The 22,284-nt window shown below is 72.5% G+C and carries 16 protein-coding genes, 4 tRNA genes and 1 other RNA gene; 14 read left to right on the top strand and 7 right to left on the bottom strand.

Annotated features, from left to right (window positions below; all coding sequences use genetic code 11):
• The first annotated feature begins 100 nt into the window (after window positions 1-100).
• Window positions 101-661 carry a GNAT family N-acetyltransferase gene (locus tag DMA15_RS17975; protein WP_125513828.1) on the top strand — a complete coding sequence of 187 codons (561 nt, stop codon included), beginning with the start codon at window positions 101-103 and terminating at the stop codon, window positions 659-661.
• A gap of 200 nt (window positions 662-861) precedes the next feature.
• On the opposite strand, the gene DMA15_RS17970 is transcribed toward DMA15_RS17975, so the two are convergent.
• Window positions 862-1,770 carry a LysR family transcriptional regulator gene (locus DMA15_RS17970; RefSeq protein ID WP_125513827.1) on the bottom strand — a complete coding sequence of 303 codons (909 nt, stop codon included), beginning with the start codon at window positions 1,768-1,770 and terminating at the stop codon, window positions 862-864.
• Window positions 1,771-1,942: 172 nt separating this feature from the next.
• On the opposite strand from DMA15_RS17970, the gene DMA15_RS17965 reads away from it, so the two are divergent.
• Window positions 1,943-3,106 (top strand): DMT family transporter, encoded by a 1,164-nt coding sequence (locus DMA15_RS17965; protein WP_346428915.1) that lies wholly within the window; start codon window positions 1,943-1,945, stop codon window positions 3,104-3,106.
• 99 nt (window positions 3,107-3,205) lie between these two features.
• Complete coding sequence (locus DMA15_RS17960; RefSeq protein ID WP_346428914.1) at window positions 3,206-4,456, top strand: MFS transporter; 1,251 nt, start codon at window positions 3,206-3,208, stop codon at window positions 4,454-4,456.
• Between the two features lie 589 nt (window positions 4,457-5,045).
• Here DMA15_RS17960 and DMA15_RS37520 read toward each other — a convergent pair.
• Both DMA15_RS37520 and DMA15_RS17950 read right to left on the bottom strand, forming a co-directional pair.
• Window positions 5,046-6,494: an ankyrin repeat domain-containing protein gene (locus DMA15_RS37520; RefSeq protein ID WP_240659840.1), complete on the bottom strand. Its 1,449-nt coding sequence runs from the start codon at window positions 6,492-6,494 to the stop codon at window positions 5,046-5,048.
• Between the two features lie 578 nt (window positions 6,495-7,072).
• A tRNA-Ser gene (locus tag DMA15_RS17950) sits at window positions 7,073-7,157 on the bottom strand.
• A gap of 153 nt (window positions 7,158-7,310) precedes the next feature.
• Here DMA15_RS17950 and ffs point away from each other — a divergent pair.
• The 6 genes from ffs to DMA15_RS17920 all read left to right on the top strand — a co-directional run bounded on the left by ffs (window position 7,311) and on the right by DMA15_RS17920 (window position 16,263).
• An RNA gene (gene ffs / locus DMA15_RS17945) (signal recognition particle sRNA small type) lies at window positions 7,311-7,409 on the top strand.
• Between the two features lie 44 nt (window positions 7,410-7,453).
• A complete protein-coding gene (locus DMA15_RS17940) occupies window positions 7,454-9,709 on the top strand; it encodes a DNA polymerase III subunit gamma and tau (RefSeq protein WP_125513825.1) in 2,256 nt (751 codons plus the stop codon).
• 211 nt (window positions 9,710-9,920) lie between these two features.
• Window positions 9,921-11,195, top strand: a complete 1,275-nt coding sequence (gene purD / locus DMA15_RS17935) for a phosphoribosylamine--glycine ligase (RefSeq protein WP_125513824.1) — start codon at window positions 9,921-9,923, stop codon at window positions 11,193-11,195.
• 305 nt (window positions 11,196-11,500) lie between these two features.
• Window positions 11,501-13,369, top strand: a complete 1,869-nt coding sequence (locus tag DMA15_RS17930; protein ID WP_125513823.1) for a hypothetical protein — start codon at window positions 11,501-11,503, stop codon at window positions 13,367-13,369.
• Between the two features lie 357 nt (window positions 13,370-13,726).
• Window positions 13,727-15,214, top strand: a complete 1,488-nt coding sequence (locus DMA15_RS17925) for a N,N-dimethylformamidase beta subunit family domain-containing protein (protein ID WP_125513822.1) — start codon at window positions 13,727-13,729, stop codon at window positions 15,212-15,214.
• A gap of 152 nt (window positions 15,215-15,366) precedes the next feature.
• On the top strand, window positions 15,367-16,263 hold the full coding sequence (locus DMA15_RS17920) for a phosphoribosylaminoimidazolesuccinocarboxamide synthase (RefSeq protein WP_125513821.1): 897 nt from the start codon (window positions 15,367-15,369) through the stop codon (window positions 16,261-16,263).
• A 58-nt stretch (window positions 16,264-16,321) separates the two neighbouring features.
• Here DMA15_RS17920 and DMA15_RS17915 read toward each other — a convergent pair.
• The 4 genes from DMA15_RS17915 to DMA15_RS17900 form a co-directional block, all read right to left on the bottom strand.
• Window positions 16,322-16,394 (bottom strand) — tRNA-Gly (locus tag DMA15_RS17915).
• Between the two features lie 128 nt (window positions 16,395-16,522).
• Window positions 16,523-16,598, bottom strand: a tRNA-Gly gene (locus DMA15_RS17910).
• A gap of 79 nt (window positions 16,599-16,677) precedes the next feature.
• Window positions 16,678-16,749 (bottom strand) — tRNA-Gly (locus DMA15_RS17905).
• Between the two features lie 123 nt (window positions 16,750-16,872).
• Window positions 16,873-17,190 (bottom strand): Lsr2 family protein, encoded by a 318-nt coding sequence (locus DMA15_RS17900; protein ID WP_030790350.1) that lies wholly within the window; start codon window positions 17,188-17,190, stop codon window positions 16,873-16,875.
• A gap of 352 nt (window positions 17,191-17,542) precedes the next feature.
• Between DMA15_RS17900 and purS the strand changes: the two genes are divergently transcribed.
• The 5 genes from purS to DMA15_RS17875 all read left to right on the top strand — a co-directional run bounded on the left by purS (window position 17,543) and on the right by DMA15_RS17875 (window position 22,279).
• Window positions 17,543-17,794: a phosphoribosylformylglycinamidine synthase subunit PurS gene (purS, locus tag DMA15_RS17895; RefSeq protein WP_125513820.1), complete on the top strand. Its 252-nt coding sequence runs from the start codon at window positions 17,543-17,545 to the stop codon at window positions 17,792-17,794.
• A complete protein-coding gene (gene purQ, locus DMA15_RS17890; protein WP_125513819.1) occupies window positions 17,791-18,471 on the top strand; it encodes a phosphoribosylformylglycinamidine synthase subunit PurQ in 681 nt (226 codons plus the stop codon). Before purS ends, purQ begins: the two co-directional genes overlap by 4 nt.
• Window positions 18,468-20,717, top strand: coding sequence for a phosphoribosylformylglycinamidine synthase subunit PurL (purL, locus tag DMA15_RS17885; protein ID WP_125513818.1), 2,250 nt, complete (start codon window positions 18,468-18,470; stop codon window positions 20,715-20,717). Before purQ ends, purL begins: the two co-directional genes overlap by 4 nt.
• Window positions 20,718-20,851: 134 nt before the next feature.
• Complete coding sequence (locus DMA15_RS17880; RefSeq protein WP_125513817.1) at window positions 20,852-21,352, top strand: helix-turn-helix domain-containing protein; 501 nt, start codon at window positions 20,852-20,854, stop codon at window positions 21,350-21,352.
• 87 nt (window positions 21,353-21,439) lie between these two features.
• The gene (locus DMA15_RS17875; protein WP_125513816.1) at window positions 21,440-22,279 is read left to right on the top strand and encodes a M23 family metallopeptidase; all 840 of its coding nucleotides are present in this window, start codon (window positions 21,440-21,442) and stop codon (window positions 22,277-22,279) included.
• The last annotated feature ends 5 nt before the right edge of the window (window positions 22,280-22,284 follow it).

Genomic DNA, 22,284 nt, shown 5'->3' with positions numbered 1-22,284 from the left:
GGCCCCTGCGGTTCGGGCCTCGTGCCGTTTGGGCGTGCTGCCGTTCGGGCCTCCTGCCGTTTGGGCCTCCTCGGGAGCCCCGCTGTGCTTCCATGCTCCGATGAGACGAGACCGGGTCGCCGACGCGGCCGAGGGCCACCCCGTGCTGCGCGTGCGGGAGCGGGCCGGTGAGCGTGATCTGGAGGCGTGCGTCGGTGTGCTCGTCCAGGTCCACAAGGTCGACGGTTACCCCGTCAACTGGCCTGCGCTGCCCGCCGACTGGCTCTCCGGTGCCGCCACGCTCGGCGCCTGGGTGGCGGAGGTGGACGGGCGGATCGTCGGGCACGTCGGGCTCGCCCGGAGCGGGGCGGGGGACGTGGCGCCGGGGCTGTGGAGCGAGCGCGCGGGCGTGGGCGTCGAGGCGGCGGCCGTGGTCAGCCGGCTGTTCGTGGCGCCGGACGCGCGGGGCCACGGCATCGGGGCGCTCCTGATGGGCCGGGCGGTGCGGGAGGCGCGGGCGCGCGGTCTGCACCCGGTACTTGACGTGGTCTCGTCCGATGCGTCGGCCGCCGCGCTCTACGAACGCCTGGGCTGGCAACTGCTGGCCGTCGTCGAGCAGGAGTGGGGGCCCGGGCAGCGGGTGGAGTTGCGGAGTTATGCGGGGCCTGGCGGGGCGCCTTAGGCGGGGCCTGGCGGGGCCTGGCGGGGCGCGCCTTAGGCGGGGGGTGTGAGGCGGGCCTTCAGGGGTCAGGGCTGTGAGGTGTGCCTTCAGGAAGCGGGACCGTGAGGTGTGCCCTCAGGGGACGGGACTGTAAGCGTGCCTTCAGGGGACCGTGCGGCGGGCCTTCAGGTGTGGTGCCTGCCAGACGCTCGCGTCCCTCCCTAAGGCGCCCCGCCAGACCCCGCCGCCACTCGCAGCGCCTCCAGCAACCCCCGCAGCGCCGGGGGGACCGGCGAGCCGGACCGTACCGCCGCGTGGATCGCGCGTACCGGCTCCGGGCCCCTGACCTCTCGTACGACCACGTCGGGGCGGTGCCCGGCGGCCAGGCCCAGCTCCGGGATGAGGGTGATGCCGAGGCCGGCGGCGACGAAACCCTGGGCCGTGGCGTAGTCGCCGCTCTCCACCACGAAGTCCGGGGTGAAACCCGCCGCCGCGCACGCGTCGAGCACCGGGTCCAGGCACGGGCCCGGCGTCTCACCCGCCACCCACGCCTCCTCCGCGAGGTCCGTCATCTCCAGCACCGCCCGCTCCGCGAGCCGATGGCCTTGCGGGAGCACCGCCCGGTAGGGGTCGTCGAGCAGGTGCACGAACCGGATCCCGTCCACCTCCGCCCGGCCCCGCGGCCCCACCACCAGCGCCACGTCGGCCCGCCGCGCCTTCACCTCCGTAACCGGGTCGTCCGGTTCATAGAGCTTCAACTCCACCTGTACACCCGGCTGTTCGCGCCGCAGCGCCGCGAGCGCGGGGGCGACGAGAGGGGCCCCCGCCGAGGCGAAGTACCGCATCGAGACGCGGCCCTTGCGCCCCGCGCGCAGTTCGGCGAGCGCGGTCTCCGCCTCGGCGGCGTGGCGGCCGATGACCGTCGCGTACTCCGTGAGCACGCGGCCCGCGTCCGTGGGGCGCACTCCGCGGCCGTTACGTTCCAGGAGCGCGATGCCTGCCTCCTTCTCCAGGGCCGCCATCTGCTGGCTGACGGCCGAGGGCGTGTACCCGAGGTTCCGGGCAGCCGCCGTGACCGAGCCACTGGTGACCACCGCCCGCAGGATCTGCATGCGCCGCATATCAAGCATGCGGCCAGTGTGCCGTGTGCCGCCGTCGGAGCGTGCAGCACAGCTTAATTCTGGGTCCAGATCTTTTCGCTTGTCTTACAGGTGGGGGTCGGGAGACCGTACGAAGGCCTTGCCTTGCCCTTCCGCACCGCCCCGTCCCGTCCGTCCGTCCGTCGAAGTCAGGAGGCGAACCGTGCTCAGCGGACCCCGCGCCACCCTCGTACGCATGGCCGTCCTCGCCCTTCTCTGGGGCTCCGGCTTCCTCTGGATCAAGCTCGCCCTCAGCGGCGGCCTCGCGCCCCTGCACCTCACGATCACCCGGTGCGCGCTCGGCGCCGCCGTCCTGCTCGTCCTGGCCCGTGCCGCCGGGCAGCGGATGCCGCGCGGCAGGCGGGTCTGGGGGCGGCTTGCCGTGGCCGCCTTCTTCTGCAACGCCCTGCCGTTCTTCCTCTTCAGCGTCGGCGAGCAGACCGTCGACTCGGGCGTCGCCGGCGTACTGAACGCCACCACCCCTCTGTGGTCCCTCGCCATCGGCCTGATGCTGCGCACCGAACGCCGCCTCGGCCCGCTCCGCCTCACCGGCCTGCTGCTCGGCTTCGCGGGCACCCTGCTGATCTTCGCGCCCTGGCAGCGGACAGGGCTGGCCAGTTGGGGGGCGCTGGCGCTGCTCGCCGCGGCGGCCAGTTACGCGGTCGCCTTCGCCTACATGGCCCGCCACCTCATCGCCCGCGACTCGGCGCCGCTGGCCCTCTCCGCGGCCCAGCTGCTCACCGCGACCGGCCTGACCACGCTCGCCCTGCCCGCCGCCCCGGCCGGCACGTCGTCACCGACGCTCACGGGGATCGTCGCGGTCGTCATCCTGGGCACGCTCGGTACGGGCATCACCTTCCACCTCAACTCCCGTCTCATCGCGGACGAGGGCCCCACCGCCGCCGCCACCGTCGGCTATCTGCTGCCTGTGGTCTCGGTGGCCCTCGGCGCGCTCGTGCTCGGCGAGGAGATCGGGACGAGGGTGGTGTTGGGCATGGCGGTGGTGTTGGTGGGGGTAGGGCTGACCAGGAGTGAAAAGGGGTGGCGGGGGCGGGATGGGGCGGGGTCTGCTGGGGGGTCTTCTGCGGCTGCCGCGAAGCCTGCGGCTGCCGCGAAGTCTGTGGCTGTCGCGAAGCCTGTGACTCCTGCGACGGCTGGGAGTCTCACGATGGCTGTGGTGCCCAAGGCACCTGCGACTCCTACGACGGCTGTGACTCCTACGACGGCTGTGGCTTGCGCGATGCCTGTGGCTCCTGCGACCGCTGGGAACTGTGCGGATCGTGGGGACGGTGTGCCGCGCAAGAGCACAGGTTCGATCCCTGGATGAGAAGGACGAATGGAACCGAGCGCGCACTCCTCACCGCCACCACCCGCACGACCCTCCGCCCAACCCTCTTCGCCGTCCCCACCCGACTCACCGTGGCGCGTGCGCGACTTCCGTGTCCTGTTCAGTGCCACGGCGCTCAGCCAACTCGGCACCAACGTCGGATACGTGGCCGTCCCCCTGGTCGCCGTGACCGCTCTGGACGCGCGGCCGGGGCAGGTCGGCGCCCTGGCGACCCTGAGCATGGTCGCGTTCCTGCTCATCGGGCTGCCCGCCGGGGCCTGGGTCGACCGGATGCGGCACCGGCGCGTGCTGATCGCGGCCGACCTCGTGCGAGGGTCGCTGTACGCCACCGTGCCGCTGGCCTGGTGGCTGGAGTGTCTGACCCTCGGGCAGCTCTACGCGGTGGTCTTCCTGAACGGTTGCGCCACCGTCTTCTTCGACGTCGCCTCCCAGAGCGTGCTGCCCCAACTGGTGGGCCGCAACGGCCTGGTGCGGGCCAACGCCGCCATGGTCACGCTGATGGCCGCCGGCAATGTGGCGGGGCGCGGCGCGGGCGGCGGACTCATGGTGCTGCTCACGGCACCCGTCGCCGTGGTGTGCACGGCCGTCAGCTATATGGCGTCGGCACTGCGGCTCACTGCGGTGCGGGGCGCCGGTGGACACGGGTCCGTCGGACGGGGCGCCCCGAGCGGGCGTCCCCGTCTCGGCCCCCAGATAGCCGAAGGCCTGCGTCACGTCCTCGGCAACAAGGAACTGCGGGCCCTGGCTCTCACCGCCTCGCTCAGCAACCTCGGCTCCCAGATCGTCAACACCATGCTGCCCGTGCTCTTCGTCAGCGAACTCGGGCTGACGGCGGGGGCGTTGGGGTTGTTCTGGGCGGTGGGCGGCGTTGGGATGCTGCTCGGAGCGCGGTGCGCCCGGGTGATCGCGGCGCGCGTCGGCTTCGGCCGCGCTCTCGGCCTCGCGGGCCTGTGCCTGGCTCCCGCGGGGCTGCTCGTGCCGCTCGTGGACCGCGGGCCCTGGCTGTATGTGGCGGGCGCGGGGTGGTTGCTCGCCCTGTTCAAGACGGGAATGGACAACGTGCTCGGCGTGAGCCTGCGTCAGGGCATGACCTCCGACGCCCTCCTGGGCCGCATGAACGCCACCTTCCGCTTCCTGCTCAGCGGTGCCCTCGCGATCGGCGCCGCGGTGTCGGGCCTGGTCGGCGAGGTGGGTTCGGTACGGGGTGCGGTCTGGACGGGCGGCGTGATCATGGCGCTGGCGTTCCTGCCGGTGTTCCTCTCACCGGTACGGAAGCGACGCGAGCTCCCGGGGCCGGCCCGGCAGGCTGGAGCGGCCCCGGCGAAGTAGCTCCGGGGTGCCGGTGCCCTGCGGTTACGAATGCCTGACCCTGCCGACTGCCGGGCGGGGAGCCCTGCTTTGCGTGACTCCGGGAAACCGGCGCCCTCGGATCGAACGTCTGGCCCTGCTGTCCGGCGGGCGGGGAGACCTGATGCCCTGAGCCGAGATGCCGGGCTCCGGAACGGAAGAGGAAGGCGCTGGTGCCCGGCCCCGGCCCGGCGAGGCGGAGAGCCGCGTGGGCCCGCGCCCGGCAGGGCCCCGGCCCGGCGAAGCGCGGAGCGACGTGGGGATCACGCCCGGAAGGCCCCGACCCTGCGCGGCGCGGAGCGACGCGAGGCCCAGGCTGGCAAGGCCCGGCCCTGCGAGGCCCGGAGCCGCGTGAGGCCCACGCCCGGCGAGACCCCGGCCCCCCCGAGCTCCGCAAGCCCCAGCCACGGGAGGCCCTAAGCCACGCAAGCCCGCCAGCGCCCCGCCCGGGCACGACCCCCGCCCAACGACAACGTCCCTCAGTGCTCCGCCCCACCCAGGCAACGCCCCCACCCACCGCCAACACCCCTCAGTGCCTCGCCCCCACCTCCATACCGCCAACACCTCACAACTACGCCCCCGACCCCGCCCCCCGCCCCCGCAGCCACGCCACGACGTCCTCCGCACCCGCCGCGACGAAGTCCTCCGCGCCCGCCGCGACGGCGGCGTCCAGTGGGGTCATCTCCTCGTACCCGACCCGGTCGAGCGCGGCGCCCCGCTCCAGCAGATACCGCGCCGTGGCCAACTGCCCGCCCCGGCAGGCGCCCCAGAACGCGCTGTCGAGGTCATCGGGGCTCGGCGGGTCCGCCGCCACGCGGGCCCGTACGCGATCCAGCAGCCCGAGCGTCGCCTCGTCCTGCAAGGTCGTCCGCGCCCCGTGCTCCAACAGCCGCCGCGCCGCCCGCCACTGGCCGAACCCCCGCGCGTCGGCCAGCGGAGTGCCGTACGCGATAACCCCTCCGCCCGCCTCGATGTCCGCACCGGTGGCGACGAGGGCGTCCACCGCCGCCACGTCGTCATTGCTCGCCGCCCAGTGCAGCGGCGTCTCCGCGTGGGCGCCCACGAAACGGGCGTCGGGGTCGGCGCCCGCCGCGACCAGGACGCGGATGACCTCGGGCCCCGAAGGGAAGTGCCCCGGCCAGTCCGTGGCGACGTGCAGCAGGCTCCGCGTCCCCGCGGCCTCCCCGACCTGTCGGATGCCCGAGGAGGCCAGGCCAGGATGCGCGTCGAGCAGTGCTTGGAGCGCCGGGACATCACCGCCCCGGATCGCCCCGCTCACCGCCACGGCCAACGGCTCCCGCGCGTAGAGAACTGCCATGCCCGACCCCTCCCTGCTCACCTGCCACCGATTCTGGCAGCGGCCACTGACAACGGACGGCCCCGACCGACGGAGGACCCGCCTCCGGTACGACACGACGCCCCCGAGGACCACGGCGACGGCCACGGCGATCAGATGCTCACGCCCCGCGAGATCCGGCTCGGCGCACGAACCCACCACCGTAGGGACCACGGCGGCGACGAAGAGCACGGGAGCCCGCAGGCGCACCGCCGTGTAGGCGAAGAGTCCGACGATGGCGGCGGAGGTCCCGGTGTCCACGACGTGCGCGGCGCTTCCGGGGAGCCCGAGCCGTTCGGGACCGAGCGCGATCATCACGCGCGCCCCGAACGTCCCGGCGAGCGTGACCGCGTACGCCACCACCAGGGTGCGTACGCGGCCGAAGAGGAGTTCCGCGAGCGCGAAGGCCAGCACCAGCCGCGGCAGCCCACCCCACACGGGCAGATCCACCGCGGGTACGAACATCGATACGGGCGTACGCAGCAGAGTCAGCCAGACCGGCTGGTCGCCCCGCACCTCACTGACCACCCGCAGCACGTCGGCGCCGAGGCCGGTCTGCTGGAAGGCGTGCAGGCCGATGACCGCGATGGCGGCGAAGAGGGCCAGCGAGACCCCCAGGGGCCCGCGCTCACGAAGCCGGCGCCACGGCAGGGCGACGACACCGTGCCACTCATGAAGCAGCACACCCCGCCCCCACCCGACAACGAGCCGGCGCACCCGCACCACCCCAGAGACCCCTGCCGCCCCAGAGACCCCCGCCACCCCCGAGGCCCGCGAGACCCGCGCCCCTCCCGACACCCGTGACACGAACTGCCATCCTCTTCCTCGGCCGCCCGGACGGGCGACTGCGGAGAATACGTGACAACCTGCGCCCCCAGGCCATGCCCCTCAAGAGCCAGAGGGCACCGCCGAAGAAGCCCGAGGCCTCGGTGTTGCCCGGGCCAGGCCGCAACCCGAGCCGCGCCACCCACCAGCGGAGCCCAACTCCCCCCGCCCTCACTGGAGTACTCGCGCAAAACCGACGGATGAGCCGGCACACAACCGCTTAGGATCCGAACGACGCCCGTCCGTGCCCCCAGCATGGCGGGCGTCGCCCCGAGGAAGGGGAGCCCCAGCACGAGGAAGCGGCCCCTTCCCGCCCGGCGAGCGTGCAGGCGATGATCTGCCGGCGCCTCCGCCGCGCTTGGCTGCCCGACTCCCAGAACGACGAAGGTCCCGGCCGCTGAGCGGTCGGGACCTTCGTCTGCCCTTGCGGGCGAGTGCGGAGGATACGAGATTCGAACTCGTGAGGGGTTGCCCCCAACACGCTTTCCAAGCGTGCGCCCTAGGCCACTAGGCGAATCCTCCGCCGCAAACAATACAAGACGTTGGGCAGTGCTCGCGAACACGGTCCCGAGGTCGGCCTCGGGATCGGCGCCGTGATCGTCGGCGGGGTCGTCGCGGGGCGGTACCGGTCGCCACCGGCGTCGCTTCCGGGGCGGGGGATCCGCTACTGTGGGGGCCAGCCCCTCACGTGGCGCTATCTGACTGAACTCCCCCAGGGCCGGAAGGCAGCAAGGGTAGGTCGGCTCTGGCGGGTGCGTGAGGGGCGCTTTGCGTTGGGGCGGTCCGGGTTGTCGGTGGTCGCCTATAACCTCGTATGCGTGTCGTCTCTCGCGTTGTACCGCCGTTATCGCCCGGAGTCGTTCGCCGAGGTCATCGGGCAGGAGCATGTGACAGACCCGCTGCAGCAGGCGCTGCGGAACAACCGGGTCAATCACGCGTACCTGTTCAGTGGCCCGCGCGGCTGCGGCAAGACGACGAGCGCGCGCATCCTGGCCCGCTGTCTCAACTGTGAGCAGGGTCCCACTCCCACCCCCTGCGGCGAGTGCCAGTCCTGCCGCGACCTGGCGAGGAACGGCCCGGGCTCGATCGACGTCATCGAGATCGACGCCGCGTCGCACGGTGGCGTGGACGACGCCCGTGACCTGCGCGAGAAGGCCTTCTTCGGCCCCGCGTCCAGCCGGTACAAGATCTACATCATCGACGAGGCCCACATGGTCACCCCGGCGGGCTTCAACGCCCTGCTGAAGGTGGTCGAGGAGCCCCCGGAGCACCTCAAGTTCATCTTCGCGACGACGGAGCCCGAGAAGGTCATCGGCACGATCCGGTCGCGTACGCACCACTATCCGTTCCGGCTCGTGCCCCCCGGCACGCTGCGGAGTTACCTCGCGGAGGTCTGCGGCCGCGAGGGCATGGCCGTCGAGGAAGGCGTGCTGCCGCTCGTCGTGCGGGCCGGTGCCGGGTCGGTGCGTGACTCGATGTCCGTCATGGACCAGCTGCTCGCCAGCGCGGGCGAGGCGGGTGTGACGTATGCCATGGCGACCTCCCTGCTGGGGTACACGGACGGTTCGCTGCTCGACTCCGTGGTCGAGGCCTTCGCCTCGGGGGACGGGGCGGCGGCCTTCGAGGTCGTGGACCGCGTCATCGAGGGGGGCAACGACCCGCGGCGCTTCGTCGCCGACCTCCTGGAGCGGCTGCGCGACCTGGTGATCCTCGCGGCCGTGCCGGACGCCGCCGACAAGGGGCTCATCGATGCCCCCGCGGACGTCGTGGAGCGGATGCAGGCGCAGGCCGGTGTCTTCGGAGGCGCCGAGCTGAGCCGCGCGGCCGACATCGTGAACGACGGCCTGACGGAGATGCGGGGCGCCACCTCGCCCCGGCTCCAGCTCGAGCTGATCTGCGCGCGCGTGCTGCTCCCCGCCGCGTATGACGACGAGCGTTCCGTCATGGCCCGCCTCGACCGCCTTGAACGCGGCGGGAATTTCGTGCCGGGCGGGCAGGGTCCCGGCCCCGCGATGGCGTACGTGCCCGGGCCCGAGGCCCACGCGGGAGGCGCGCCGGTTCCTCCGGGGGGCGGTGCCGCTGCCGTGCGTGCGGCTGTACGAGGGTCCGGGGCGCCGCAGGCCGGCTCGGCCCCGGAAGCGGCTGTCCCGGCTGCCCCGGAGGCGGTCGCCGCCCCGGCGCCGCAGGCCGCGGCTCCTCCTGCCGCCCCCGCGGCTCCCCCCGTCGCCCCCGCGGCTCCCCCTGCCGCTCCCGCCGCCTCGGCGGAGCGGCGGCCCGGGGGCTGGCCGACGGCCTCGGCCCCGGGTGGCGGTCCCGCGCCGACGGCCTCGGCGCCCGCCCCTGCCCCTGCCTCCACCCCCGCTCCGGAGTCAGGGCCCAGGCCGGGCGGCTGGCCGACCGCGGCGCCCATGGGCAGCGGAGCGCAGGCTCCCGCGCCCGCGCCTGCTGCGAGCCCGGCCCCGGCCCCGCAGGGCCCCGCGCCCATGGCGCACCAGGCGGCGCCCGCGGGCGGACCCGACCCGCGCACCCTCTGGCCGAACATCCTGGAGGCGGTGAAGAACCGCCGCCGCTTCACCTGGATCCTGCTCAGCCAGAACGCCCAGGTGGCGGGGTTCGACGGCACGACCCTCCAGATCGGTTTCGTCAACGCCGGGGCGAGGGACAACTTCGCCAGCAGCGGCAGCGAGGACGTGCTGCGCCAGGCGCTGTCCGAGCAGTTCGGTGTGCAGTGGAAGGTCGAGGCGATCGTCGACCCCTCCGGCGGCTCCGCGCCGCCGCCGGCCGCGGGCAACTTCGGCGGCGGCGCCCCGGCGGCCCCGCGCCCCGCGGCCCCGCCCCAGCACCACCCGACACCGCCTCCGGCCCCGGCCCCTGCCCAGCAGGCCCCGCCACCGCCGACCCCGGACCCCACGCCGCCTCCCCGGTCGGCGCCCCCCGCCCCGGAGCATGTCTCCCCGGAGGACGACACCCCCGAGGACGACGACCCGGACCTCGTCGAATCGGCCCTCTCCGGCCACGACCTGATCGTCCGCGAACTGGGCGCGACGGTGGTCGACGAGTACCCGAACGAATAGGTACGGACGGACGGACGGGACGGGGTGGGTGCGGCAACGGGGTGCGGCAACGGGTGGGTGGGTGGAAGCATCCGGCCGCCTAGCGGCGGCGCCTGGGGGCCCGCCAGCCCCTCCAGAGCGCAGGCCCGCTGTAGAAACGTACAAAAGGCTCCGGAGCCAGCGCTAGGTGGCCCGCACAAAGGCGGACCGCGCCGCCAGCTAGGCTGACCCCGTGAAGGTCCTCGTCATCGGCAGTGGTGCCCGCGAACACGCCCTGTGCCGCTCTCTGTCCCTCGACCCCGCCGTCTCCGAACTGCACTGCGCCCCCGGCAACGCCGGCACCGCGGAAGTGGCCGAGACGCACCAGGTCGACGCCCTCGACGGTGCCGCCGTGGCGTCCCTCGCCCAGCGGCTCGGCGCGGGGCTCGTCGTCGTCGGACCGGAGGCCCCCCTCGTCGCGGGCGTCGCCGACGCCGTGCGCGCCGCGGGCATCCCCTGCTTCGGCCCGTCCAAGGAGGCCGCCCAGCTGGAGGGCTCCAAGGCGTTCGCGAAGGACGTCATGGCGGGCGCGAGCGTGCCGACCGCCCGGTCGTACGTATGCACGACCGCGGAGGAGATCGACGAGGCTCTCGACGCCTTCGGAGCGCCGTACGTCGTCAAGGACGACGGACTCGCCGCCGGCAAGGGCGTCGTGGTCACGGACGACATCGAGGCGGCCCGCGCCCACGCCCTGGCCTGCGACCGCGTGGTCATCGAGGAGTTCCTGGACGGCCCCGAGGTCTCCCTCTTCGCGGTCACCGACGGCGAGACCGTCGTCCCCCTCCAGCCCGCCCAGGACTTCAAGCGCGCGCTCGACGGGGACGAGGGACCGAACACCGGCGGCATGGGCGCGTACTCGCCCCTCCCGTGGGCCGACCCGAAGCTGGTCGACGACGTCATGCGGAGCGTGCTCCAGCCGACGGTCGACGAGCTGCGCCGCCGCGGCACCCCGTTCGCGGGGCTGCTCTACGCGGGCCTCGCGATCACCAGCCGCGGCGTACGCGTCATCGAGTTCAACGCCCGCTTCGGCGACCCCGAGACCCAGGTGGTCCTGGCCCGCCTCAAGACCCCGCTCGCCGGGCTCCTGATGGCCGCGGCGACCGGCAACCTCGCCGACCTGCCCCCGCTGCGCTGGAGCGACGAGGCCGCGGTGACCGTGGTCGTCGCCTCGCACAACTACCCCGGTACGCCTCGCACGGGCGACCCCATCGAGGGACTCGACGAGGTGGCGGCACAGGATGCCCCCCACGCGTACGTTCTGCACGCCGGGACCAAGCGGGACGGCGACGCCGTCGTCAGCGCGGGCGGCCGCGTGCTCTCCGTGACGGCGACCGGCGAGGGCCTCACCGAGGCCCGCGAACGCGCGTATGCCGCGCTGTCCCGCATCCGCCTCGACGGCTCCCAGTACCGTACGGACATCGCGGCGAAGGCGGCCGTGGACGACGCAGACGACGCGGACGCCGGGTAACGGCTCCTGCGGCAGAACACCCGCAAGGCCCCGGATCCGACCTGGATCCGGGGCCTTTTCGGCACCCACCTTTAGCCAAAGCCATTCCATCGAGTGACCGCTGGCCCATCCGGCTGACGACGCCCGGTACCCCAACTAGGGTGCGGCGCAAGTGTTCAGGGCGCCCAGAGCCAAACAGACCACCGGCATTGCGATGTCGGTGGCGGGTGCCACAGTGGGGGAGTGAGCAAGAGCAACGCCGTTGATGTGTGCCACCGGCCCTCGCCGGTGGCCGAGCAGTAGGCAAGCAGGGGGTGCCATCGGTCGTGTCAGGTACGGGTGTGGAGGTCGGCGCGCAGGCCGCGCGCTCCCGGGCCCTCGCCGTGCTGCGTCTGCGCAGCCGGGCGCTGGCCGTCGCCCTGCTGCCCGCGGCCGCCGCCGTCGTGCTGCTCGCGGGCGGGGCCACGGGCCATATCAGCGGCGGGAGTTGGGACGCCGTGCGCTGGGTCGTGTCGGTGCTCGCCGTGCTGGTGCTGCTCGTCGCGGCGGGCGTGGCGCTGGTCGTCGCGAGGGCCAGGCCCGCCCTGAGTCCGACGGTCGCGATCGCCGAGGAATCGGCCCCCGATCTGTACCGCCTGGTCCGCGATCTCGCCGACCGCCTGGACGTGCCCGCGCCCTCGGCGATAGCGCTCACCCCCGACTGCGACAGCTGGCTGGAGGACCGCGCCCACCGGGCGCACAGCTCGTCCGCGCGGGCCAAGGACACCGCCGGGACCGCGAAAGGGGCCTCCGACGCCGTGGGCGGCGCCCGCGCCCCGCACAGCGGGCCGCCGACCGCCCCGGTGCTCGTGATCGGCTCGCCCTTCCTGTGGTGGATGCGGGTCGGTGAGCTGCGCGCGGTCCTCGCCCCCGTCGTGGCGGGCACGGGCCCCTCCGCGCACCCCGACATAGCCGCCGCCCGGCGCTTCGTGCGGGGGCTCGACGCCGCCGTCGCGGTCGCCGCTGCCCCGGGCCGCGACCCCGTGAGCCGTACGGTGCTCGGTGGCGTCGGCCGGATCGCCCGGCTGCTCCTGCGCAACTGCCGGGTCCATGCCGCCGAGATGGAGCGCGGCGTCGCCTCGGCCGCGGCGGAGCGTGCCCAGACCGTCGACTATGGGGTGCGGATCGTCGCCCAGGAGCAGGTCGGCCTCGCGTACGCGGGCTGGGACCGGCTGCTCACCCGGGTCGCGCTGCCCGCCTGGCGCATGGGCCGCTGGCCCTCCCGGCTGGACGCGGGCGTGGTCTCCGCGCTGACGGAGCTGTCCCGCAGGGACCGGCTCGCGGAGGGTTTCGCCTCGCGCCTGGGCGAGCGTCCCGCGTGTGACCTCTTGGAGGAGCCCGGTTCGGTGGACGAGGCGGCCTCGCTGCTCGCGGCCCGCCTCTTCCATGGAGGCCCCGCGGAGACGGGGCCGGACTGGGCGCCGGTGGCCTGGCAGGAGTATCCGGACGAGGTCGTGGACCGCAAGTGGCGCATGGACGCGGCGCGGCTGCACCGGGTCCTCGACTCCCTGGGCGTCGGCCACCACCCCGCCGACCCCACGGCCCCGGACCCCGACGGCCCGACCCTCGCCCGGGTCCTGGACCATCTGACGTCTGCGCGGAGCGGGTCTGGGGGGCCGGAGGGTGCGTCTGCGGGTGCGGGTGCGGTTGCGTACGGGGATGCCACTGGCGCCCCCGGTGAAGGCGCCCCCGGTGAAGGCGCCCCCGACGAAGACGTCAGCGGCGCCGAGGACGAGGAGGGCGGCGACCTCCCCGAAGGGAGCCCCAGCGGCATCCTCGCCGCAGGACTCAGCGCCGAGCTGGCCCGGGAGGAGGCCGCGGCCCCGGCCCGGCCCGCGCCCGCGGGGCAGGGCCCTGACGAGGCGCTCTGGGACGACGGCGCGCTGCCACTGTTCCCGCTCCAGCCGCCGCGCACCGGCCGGGAGTTGCTGGCCGACCACGTCACGGCGATGGTGTGCTGCGCGGCGGTGGACACGGCGGGGGCGGTGCCCGGCCTGGACTGGCTCGACGGGCCCGCGCTCCTTGTCGACGGGGAGCGCGCGGCGGATCTCGCGCCGCGAGTCCTGCGTCTCGTCGAGCACGGGGATCCGTCCCCGCTGCGGGACTGGCTCACCCGCCTCGGCGTCCGCCAGGAGAAGCCGGTCCGCCTGGTCTGACCAGGGCCGTTCCCTGCGGGGCCGGAACCGGCTGGGCCCCCGCGGCCTGGTCTGGGCCCCCGTGGGCCTGGGCTCCGCCTCCGCGGGCCTGGGGCTCCGCCACTCGCCCCGCCCAGGCCCCACCCGCGCCGCCCGCTGGGCTACCGCCGCGCCGCCCGGCCCAGCGGTGGCCCACCCCGGCCCCCCGACAGAAAGCAGGCCTCACCCCACCCCAACCCCCGGACTCCCGCCCTCCGTTCCTGTCAATTCACGACGAACGGTGACGGAGCGCGTGCGTAATGTGATGTGCTGGGAGCGGCGCCGGACCGTACGCAGCAGCCGGCGCCGCAGGCTCGGGGGAGCGAGGGAGGGGAAGACATGGGGCAGGAGCCGATCCGCCGCTGGGAATCGGGCGCGCTGGCGCACGCCGTGTCGGACCCCTTCGGCCAGGGCCCCCTGCCCTGGCTGCGAGGATCCGAGCACTACTTCGACGACACCGGCAAAGTCGTGCCCTGGTACGTCGACCACGCCCCGGCCCCGGGAGCGAACATCCCGGCGCCCCGCACCGGCGGCCCCCTGACCGCCGACGACGTGCGCCGCCAGATCAAGGGCTTCACGTCCACCGGCGCCGCCGCCCCGGGCGAGGCGATCGACTTCCACGTCACGGTGGACCCGCCCCAGCAGTTCAGCGTCGACATCTACCGCATCGGGCACTACGGGGGCGACGGTGCCAGCAAGATCACCACGAGCCCGCGCCTGTCCGGCATCGTCCAGCCGCCCCCGCTCACCGCGGACCGCACGGTCTCCTGCCACCACTGGTGGCTCTCCTGGCGCCTCCAGATCCCGAGCTACTGGAGCATCGGGGCGTACGTGGCGGTGCTCACCACCGCCGACGGCTACCGCTCGCACGTGCCCTTCACGGTCCGCGACAGCCACCCCGCCGACCTCCTGCTCCTCCTGCCGGACGTGACCTGGCAGGCGTACAACCTCTACCCGGAGGACGGCCGCACGGGCGCCAGCCTCTACCACGCCTGGGACGAGCAGGGCCGTCTCCTCGGCGAGAGCGAGGCGGCCGTGACGGTCTCCTTCGACCGGCCGTACGCGGGCGCGGGCCTGCCCCTGCACGTGGGCCACGCCTACGACTTCATCCGCTGGGCCGAGCGGTACGGCTACGACCTCGCGTACGCCGACGCCCGCGACCTGCACGCCGGCCGCATCGACCCCTCCCGCTACCGGGGCCTGGTCTTCCCGGGCCACGACGAGTACTGGTCCCCGGCCATGCGCCGCACCGCCGAGCTGGCCCGCGACGGCGGCACCTCGCTGGTCTTCCTCTCGGCCAACACCATGTACTGGCAGGTGGAGTTGGGCCCCTCCCCGTCCGGCGTCGAGGACCGCCTGCTGACCTGCCGCAAGCGCCGCGGCCCCGGCAAGTCCGCCCTCTGGCGCGAGCGGGACGGCGACAACACGGCGGAACAGCAGCTGCTCGGCATCCAGTACGCGGGCCGCGTCCCCGAGCCCCACCCCCTCGTCGTGCGCAACGCCGACCACTGGCTGTGGGAGGCGACGGGAGCGCACGAGGGCGACGAGATCGAGGGCCTGGTCGCGGGCGAGGCCGACCGCTACTACCCCCGCACGGCGCTCCCCGAGCACCAGGGCCGCATCCTGCTCGCCCACTCGCCTTACACGGACACGGAGGGCGCAAGGCGCCACCAGGAGACCTCGCTGTACCGCGCCCCCTCGGGAGCCCTGGTCTTCGCGTCCGGCACCTTCGCCTGGTCCCCCGCGCTCGACCGACCGGGCCACGTCGACACCCGCGTCCAGCGCGCCACGGCCAACCTCCTGGACCGCATCTGCAAGCGGGACTGACCCGCCTCCCAAGCGGGGCCTGGCCCATTCGCAAGCGGGACCGGCCCCCCGCCGACCCCAAGATCGCGCCCGCTCCACCGAACCCCTGGCCAACACCACCCTCCCGATACGGGAGAATCGACCTCACTTGGCCAGAACCACTGGAGGGAACCGTGTCCGGATTCGTAGAAAAGCCCGAGCCGTTGCAGGTTCCGGGTCTGGTGCACCTCCACACCGGCAAGGTGCGCGAGCTGTACCGGAACGAGGCGGGCGAGCTCGTCATGGTCGCCAGCGACCGCCTCTCCGCCTATGACTGGGTGCTCCCCTCGGAGATCCCCGACAAGGGCCGCGTCCTCACCCAGCTCTCCCTGTGGTGGTTCGACCAGCTCGCGGACATCGTGCCGAACCACGTCATCTCCACGGACGTGCCCCAGGGCGCCCCCGCCGACTGGGCGGGCCGCACGCTCGTCTGCAAGTCCCTGGAGATGGTCCCGGTCGAGTGCGTCGCCCGCGGCTACCTCACGGGCTCGGGCCTCCTGGAGTACAACGAGACCCGTACGGTCTGCGGCCTCGCGCTGCCCGAGGGCCTGGTCGACGGCTCCGAGCTGCCCGCGCCGATCTTCACGCCCGCCGCGAAGGCCGCGGTCGGCGAGCACGACGAGAACGTGAGCTATGAGGAAGTGGCCCGCCAGGTCGGCGCGGAGACCGCCGCCCAGCTGCGCCAGACGACGCTCGCCGTCTACGGCAGGGCGCGGGACATCGCGCGCGAGCGCGGTCTGATCCTCGCGGACACGAAGTTCGAGTTCGGCTTCGACGGCGCGGACTTGCTCATCGGCGACGAGGTCCTGACGCCGGACTCGTCCCGCTTCTGGCCCGCGGACCAGTGGGAGCCGGGGCACGCCCAGCCCTCGTACGACAAGCAGTTCGTGCGGAACTGGCTGACCTCGCCCGCCTCGGGCTGGGACCGCAGGAGCGAGCAGCCGCCCCCGGCGCTCCCGCAGGACGTGGTGGACGCCACACGCGCCAAGTACATCGAGGCGTACGAGCGTCTGACCGGCACGGCCTGGTAGCGCGGCCGCCGGCAGGAACGCGAAAGGCCCCGCTCTTAGGAGCGGGGCCTTTCATCTGAGCGGACGACCAGGTTCGAACTGGCGACCTCAACCTTGGCAAGGTTGCGCTCTACCAACTGAGCTACGTCCGCGCTGCGCCGTAACGCGAGGACAACTATACCAACCTCGCCGGCGTGCGAGACACACCTCGTGCGGCCTCCACGAAGCGTGCGGCGCCCACGAAGAAGGCCCCGGTCGGATCGACCGGGGCCTTCTTGACTGGAGCGAACGACGAGGTTCGAACTCGCGACCTCAACCTTGGCAAGGTTGCGCTCTACCAACTGAGCTACGTTCGCATTGCCTCCGACCAGCTTCCACCGGTCGGCGCGAGCATCAGCTTACCGCAACCAGAAGACTGGTCCGTAAGCGATGCGGAGCGGGTGACAGGAATTGCACACTGCGCCTTCCCCCTGGAAGGGGGATGTTCTACTACTGAACTACACCCGCACGACTCCGTGAGGTCCGGCCTTTCGGCCTCGCCCCTCGGCGTGCTCCAGACTCTAGCTGACCAGCGGGGGTGCAGCGCAAGTCGGTTGCCGCGAGGGGCTCGGGACCGTGGTGGGCGCGGGGTCAGTTGGCGGCCTCGAAGGCCTCGTAGACCCGCTTGGGGATGCGGCCGCGCGGCGGGACGTCCATCTGGTGCGAGCGGGCCCAGGCTCGGACGGCCGACGGGTCGGGGGAGACGGCGGTGTGCCGGTAGACCTTCCCGGACTTCGAGTGCTTGCGGGCCGCCTCCAGGTAGGGGGCGAGTGCCGTGCGCAGTTTCTTGGCATTGGTTTGGTTGAGGTCGATCTCGTACGACTTGCCGTCAAGCCCGAACGCGACCGTTTCCGCCGCTTCCCCGCCGTCCATGTCGTCAAAGAGAGTGACTACGACACGTTGCGCCACGAATATCGATCCCTTCGTGCGGCTCCACCGCGCTGACGTGCGGTGATGCCGACTGTCCGGCTGTTTTGGGCAAAGTATCGACTATTGCCAATTCCTTTGTACAGTGCTTGGCATTGCATTGTGAAGCCCGGCCGAATATCTCCGCGTGTCAGTCCGCAATGTGGATCCGTGATCTTTTCCTGGATTCTTGGTGAACATACCCCGTTCGAAACCTGCTGGATCACGTGAAGTGACCGCCATCACGTAGGTTTCTACAAATCTACGCGAGTAGAAATTTTGTGCCGGTAGTCTGAAGGCACCTGCTCAGCACCTTGCAAGCAGCACACGCAAGCACCACACACCGGGAGTGCCAGTGGCACGCGTCGTAGTCGACGTCATGCTCAAGCCGGAGATCCTCGACCCCCAGGGCCAGGCGGTGCAGCGTGCACTGCCGCGCCTCGGTTTCCAGGGCATCTCCGACGTACGTCAGGGAAAGCGTTTCGAACTCGAGGTGGACGGGCCGGTCGACGACGCGGCCCTCGCCCGTATCCACGAGATGGCGGAAACCTTCCTCGCCAACACCGTGATCGAGGACTTCGTCGTAAAGGTGGAGGAAGAGAAGTGACCGCTCGAATTGGAGTCGTCACTTTCCCCGGAACCCTCGACGACCGCGACACCCAGCGCGCCGTCCGTGTGGCGGGCGCCGAGGCCGTGCCGCTCTGGCACAAGGACAAGGACCTGAAGCAGGTCGACGCCGTGGTGCTGCCCGGCGGTTTCTCCTACGGCGACTATCTGCGGGCCGGCGCCATCTCCCGTTTCTCCCCGGTGATGGAGTCCGTCATCGAGCAGGCGAAGGCCGGCATGCCGGTGCTCGGCATCTGCAACGGCTTCCAGGTGCTCACCGAGACGCACCTGCTGCCGGGCGCGATGCTGCGCAACAACCACCTGCACTTCATCTGCCGCGAGCAGAAGCTGCGCGTGGAGAGCGACCGGACCGCCTGGACCGCCGACTACACCGCCGGCCAGGAGATCTCGATCCCGCTCAAGAACATCGACGGCCAGTACACCGCCGACGAGCGGACCCTGGACATGCTGGAGGCCGAGGGCCGCGTCGCCTTCCGGTACCTGGACACGAACCCGAACGGTTCGCTCCGTGACATCGCCGGCATCACCAACGAGGCGGGCAACGTGGTCGGCCTCATGCCGCACCCCGAGCACGCCGTGGAGCCGCTGGTCGGGACCGGCCGCACCGACGGCCTCGGATTCTTCACCTCCGTCTTGAAGAAGCTGGTCAACGCATGACTCTGGACACCGTCAAGCACGCGGCCGAGACGCCCGACGTCAAGCTGCCCTGGGCCGAACTGGGCCTGAAGGAAGACGAGTACGAGCGCGTCCGCGAGATCCTCGGCCGCCGCCCCACCGGCGCCGAGCTGGCCATGTACTCCGTGATGTGGTCCGAGCACTGCTCGTACAAGAGCAGCAAGGTCCACCTGCGGCAGTTCGGCGAGAAGGTCCCGGAGAACGACGCCATGCTCGTCGGCATCGGCGAGAACGCGGGCGTCGTCGACGTCGGCCAGGGCTACGCGGTCACCTTCAAGGTCGAGTCGCACAACCACCCCTCGTACGTCGAGCCCTACCAGGGCGCGGCCACCGGCGTCGGCGGCATCGTCCGCGACATCATCGCGATGGGCGCACGCCCGGTCGCGGTCGTGGACCCGCTGCGGATGGGCGACGCCCACCACCCCGACACCAAGCGCGTACTGCCCGGCGTCGTCGCGGGCATCGGCGGCTACGGCAACTGCCTGGGCCTGCCCAACATCGGCGGCGAGCTGGTCTTCGACGCCTGCTACCAGGGCAACCCGCTGGTCAACGCCGGTGCCATCGGCGTCATGCGGCACGAGGACATCCACCTCGCGAAGGCGTCCGGACCCGGCAACAAGGTGATCCTGTACGGCGCCCGCACCGGCGGCGACGGCATCGGCGGCGCCTCGATCCTGGCGTCGGAGACCTTCGACGACACGAAGCCGAGCAAGCGCCCCGCGGTCCAGGTCGGCGACCCCTTCCAGGAGAAGCTCCTCATCGAGTGCACCCTGGAGGCCTTCGCCGAGAAGCTGGTCGTCGGCATCCAGGACCTGGGCGCGGCCGGTCTCTCCTGCGCCACCTCCGAGCTGGCGTCGAACGGCTCCGGCGGTATGCGGGTCGAGCTGGACGACGTACCGCTGCGCGACTCCACGCTCACTCCCGAGGAGATCCTCATGAGTGAGTCGCAGGAGCGGATGTGCGCGGTCGTCGAGCCGGGCAAGGTCGAGCGCTTCCTGGAGATCTGCGAGAAGTGGGACGTCATCGCCACCGTCGTCGGTGAGGTGACCGACGGCGACCGCCTGGAGATCTTCTGGCACGGCGAGAAGATCGTCGACGTCGACCCGCGCACGGTCGCCCACGACGGCCCGGTCTACGAGCGGCCCTACGCCCGTCCGTCCTGGCAGGACGCCCTCCAGGCCGACGACGCGAACAACCTGGCCCGCCCGGCGAACGCGGACGAGCTGCGCGCGCAGGTACTCAAGCTGGTCTCGGCCCCGAACCAGGCCGCGAAGTCCTGGGTCACCGACCAGTACGACCGTTTCGTGCAGGGCAACACCGTCCTCGCCCAGCCCGAGGACTCCGGCATGATCCGGATCAACGAGGAGACGGGCCTCGGCGTCGCCATCGCCACCGACGGCAACGGCCGGTACGCGAAGCTCGACCCGTACGCGGGCGCCCAGCTCGCGCTCGCCGAGTCGTACCGCAATGTCGCCGCCTCCGGCGCCAAGCCGCTCGCGATCTCGGACTGCCTGAACTTCGGTTCGCCCGAGGACCCGGACGTCATGTGGCAGTTCGCCGAGGCCATCCGCGGCCTCGCGGACGGCTGCCTGGAGCTGGGCACCCCGGTCACCGGCGGCAACGTCTCGCTCTACAACCAGACGGGCGAGGCGGCGATCCACCCGACGCCGGTCGTCGCCGTGCTCGGCGTGATCGACGACGTGGCGCGCCGCACACCGATCGCGTTCAAGGAAGAGGGCCAGCTCCTCTACCTGCTCGGCGAGACGCGCGAGGAGTTCGGCGGTTCGGCCTGGTCGCAGGTGATCCACGACCACCTCGGCGGGCTTCCGCCCAAGGTCGACCTGGGCCGCGAGAAGCTGCTCGGCGACATCCTCATCTCGGCCTCGCGCGACGGCATGATCGACGCCGCGCACGACCTGTCGGACGGCGGTCTCGTGCAGGCCGTGGCCGAGTCCTGTCTGCGTGGCGGGCGCGGCGCCCGGCTCGTCGTGCCGGACGGCCTGGACACGTTCACCTTCCTGTTCTCCGAGTCGGCGGGGCGCGCGGTCGTCGCCGTGCCGCGCAGCGAGGAGCTGCGCTTCACCGACATGTGCGGGGCGCGGGGTCTGCCCGCCACGCGGATCGGTGTCGTCGACGGTGACGCGATCGAGTTGCAGGGCGAGTTCACGCTGCCGCTGAGCGAGCTGCGCGAGGCGCACGAGGGGACGATTCCGGGGCTCTTCGCCTGACGGTCGCCTCCTGAAAGCCCCCGTCGAAGCCCCTGTCCGGACCTCAGTCCGGGCGGGGGCTTCGTCGTGCCCGGGGTCGGTTGCGGTGAAAGTTGCCCTTGATTGAAATTACGTAATTACGTAACCTCTTACTCATGGATCTGGAAGAGCGCGTCGCCGAGCTGGAACGGCGCATGGCCGAGCTGGAGAGTGCGGGCCCGGCCGCGCCCGCCGTGGAGGAGGGCGACTTCTGGGCCCTCGACGCGCTGAAGGCACGGCACCCGGTGGCGCAGGACGCGGACGGTGCCGTCCTGTTCACCGGAGCCGTGCGGGTCCCCACCGGGCACCGGTACGAGTGGCAGTACGGGCGGCTCACGGAGTCGCTGTTCGAGGACGACTGGTCCGAGGCGGCCGATTCGTTCGCCGCGCTCGGCAATCCCGTGCGGCTGCGGCTGCTGCGGGAGATCCTCGCGGGCACCGGCACCGCCGCCGAGCTGGCCGCGCTCGACGACATCGGCACGACCGGCCAGATCTACCACCACCTGCGCCAACTGACCGGCGCGGGCTGGCTGCACAGCGCGGGACGCGGCCGTTACGAGGTTCCGGCGGGGCGGGTCGTGCCGCTGCTCGTGATGCTCTCCGCCGCGCGTCCCTGACCGACCGCGCCAACGCGCGCACCGACTACACCGCGGCAGACCGCACGGACCGCGGCAGATCACACCAACCGCAGCAGGGGGAACGTCATGTCCATAGGTATGCGCAAATTCACCGCGGTGCTCGAACGCCTGCTGGTGCTGTACGTGTGCGTCCAGGTCGTCGCCGGCTTCTTCGTGGATCTGCCGTACCCGTACTGGGTGGGCTGGATCCCGATCGTGGGCGTCTTCGCGGTCGGCTTCGCCCGGCGCAGGGCCGTCAGCCAAGAGATCGTGGCGGACCCCCCGGCCCCCGTCGAGGTCGACCCGCCCGTCTCCGGCCGCTGGTCGGCGCTGAACAGCCCCGCCGACAAGGTGCCGAGCCACGGCACGCACGGCCTCGGCCAGACCTACGCCATCGACATCGTGGCCGTACCGGCGGAGGGGCCCGCCCGCCCGGCCTTCGCCTGGCTGTGGCCGGTCACGCGCCGCAACCGCGCCTTCCCCGCGTTCGGGGCGCCCCTGCTCGCGGTCGGTGACGCCACCGTCGTCCACGCCGAGGACGGCCAGCGCGTCCACCTCAGCCGCAACTCCCTCGCCGCGCTCCTGTACTTCTTCGTGATCGAGGGCATCGGCAGGACGCTCGGCGGGGCCCGCCGCGTCGTCGGCAACCACGTGGTGCTCGACCTCGGCGAGGGCACGTACGCCGTGTACGCGCACGTCAAGCAGGGCTCGCTGGCCGTGCGGGCGGGTGATGAGGTGGTGGCCGGACAGCGCCTCGGCAGCTGCGGGAACTCCGGCAACTCCACCGAACCGCATCTGCACTTCCAGCTGATGGACGGGCCCGACCTGAAGGTGGCGCGGGGTGTGCCGTTCAGCTGGCGCGGGGTCGGGGTGCCCGGCGGCGGCGAGACGTTCGCGGTGGGGGAGGACGTCACCCCGGTACCGTGACCCGC

It is taken from the genome of Streptomyces sp. WAC 01529 (assembly GCF_003945545.1).
Taxonomy (GTDB): Bacteria; Actinomycetota; Actinomycetes; order Streptomycetales; family Streptomycetaceae; genus Streptomyces; species Streptomyces anatolicus.
Note: the sequence above shows the minus strand (reverse complement) of the source record. Positions and strands in the feature narration are given on the sequence as shown.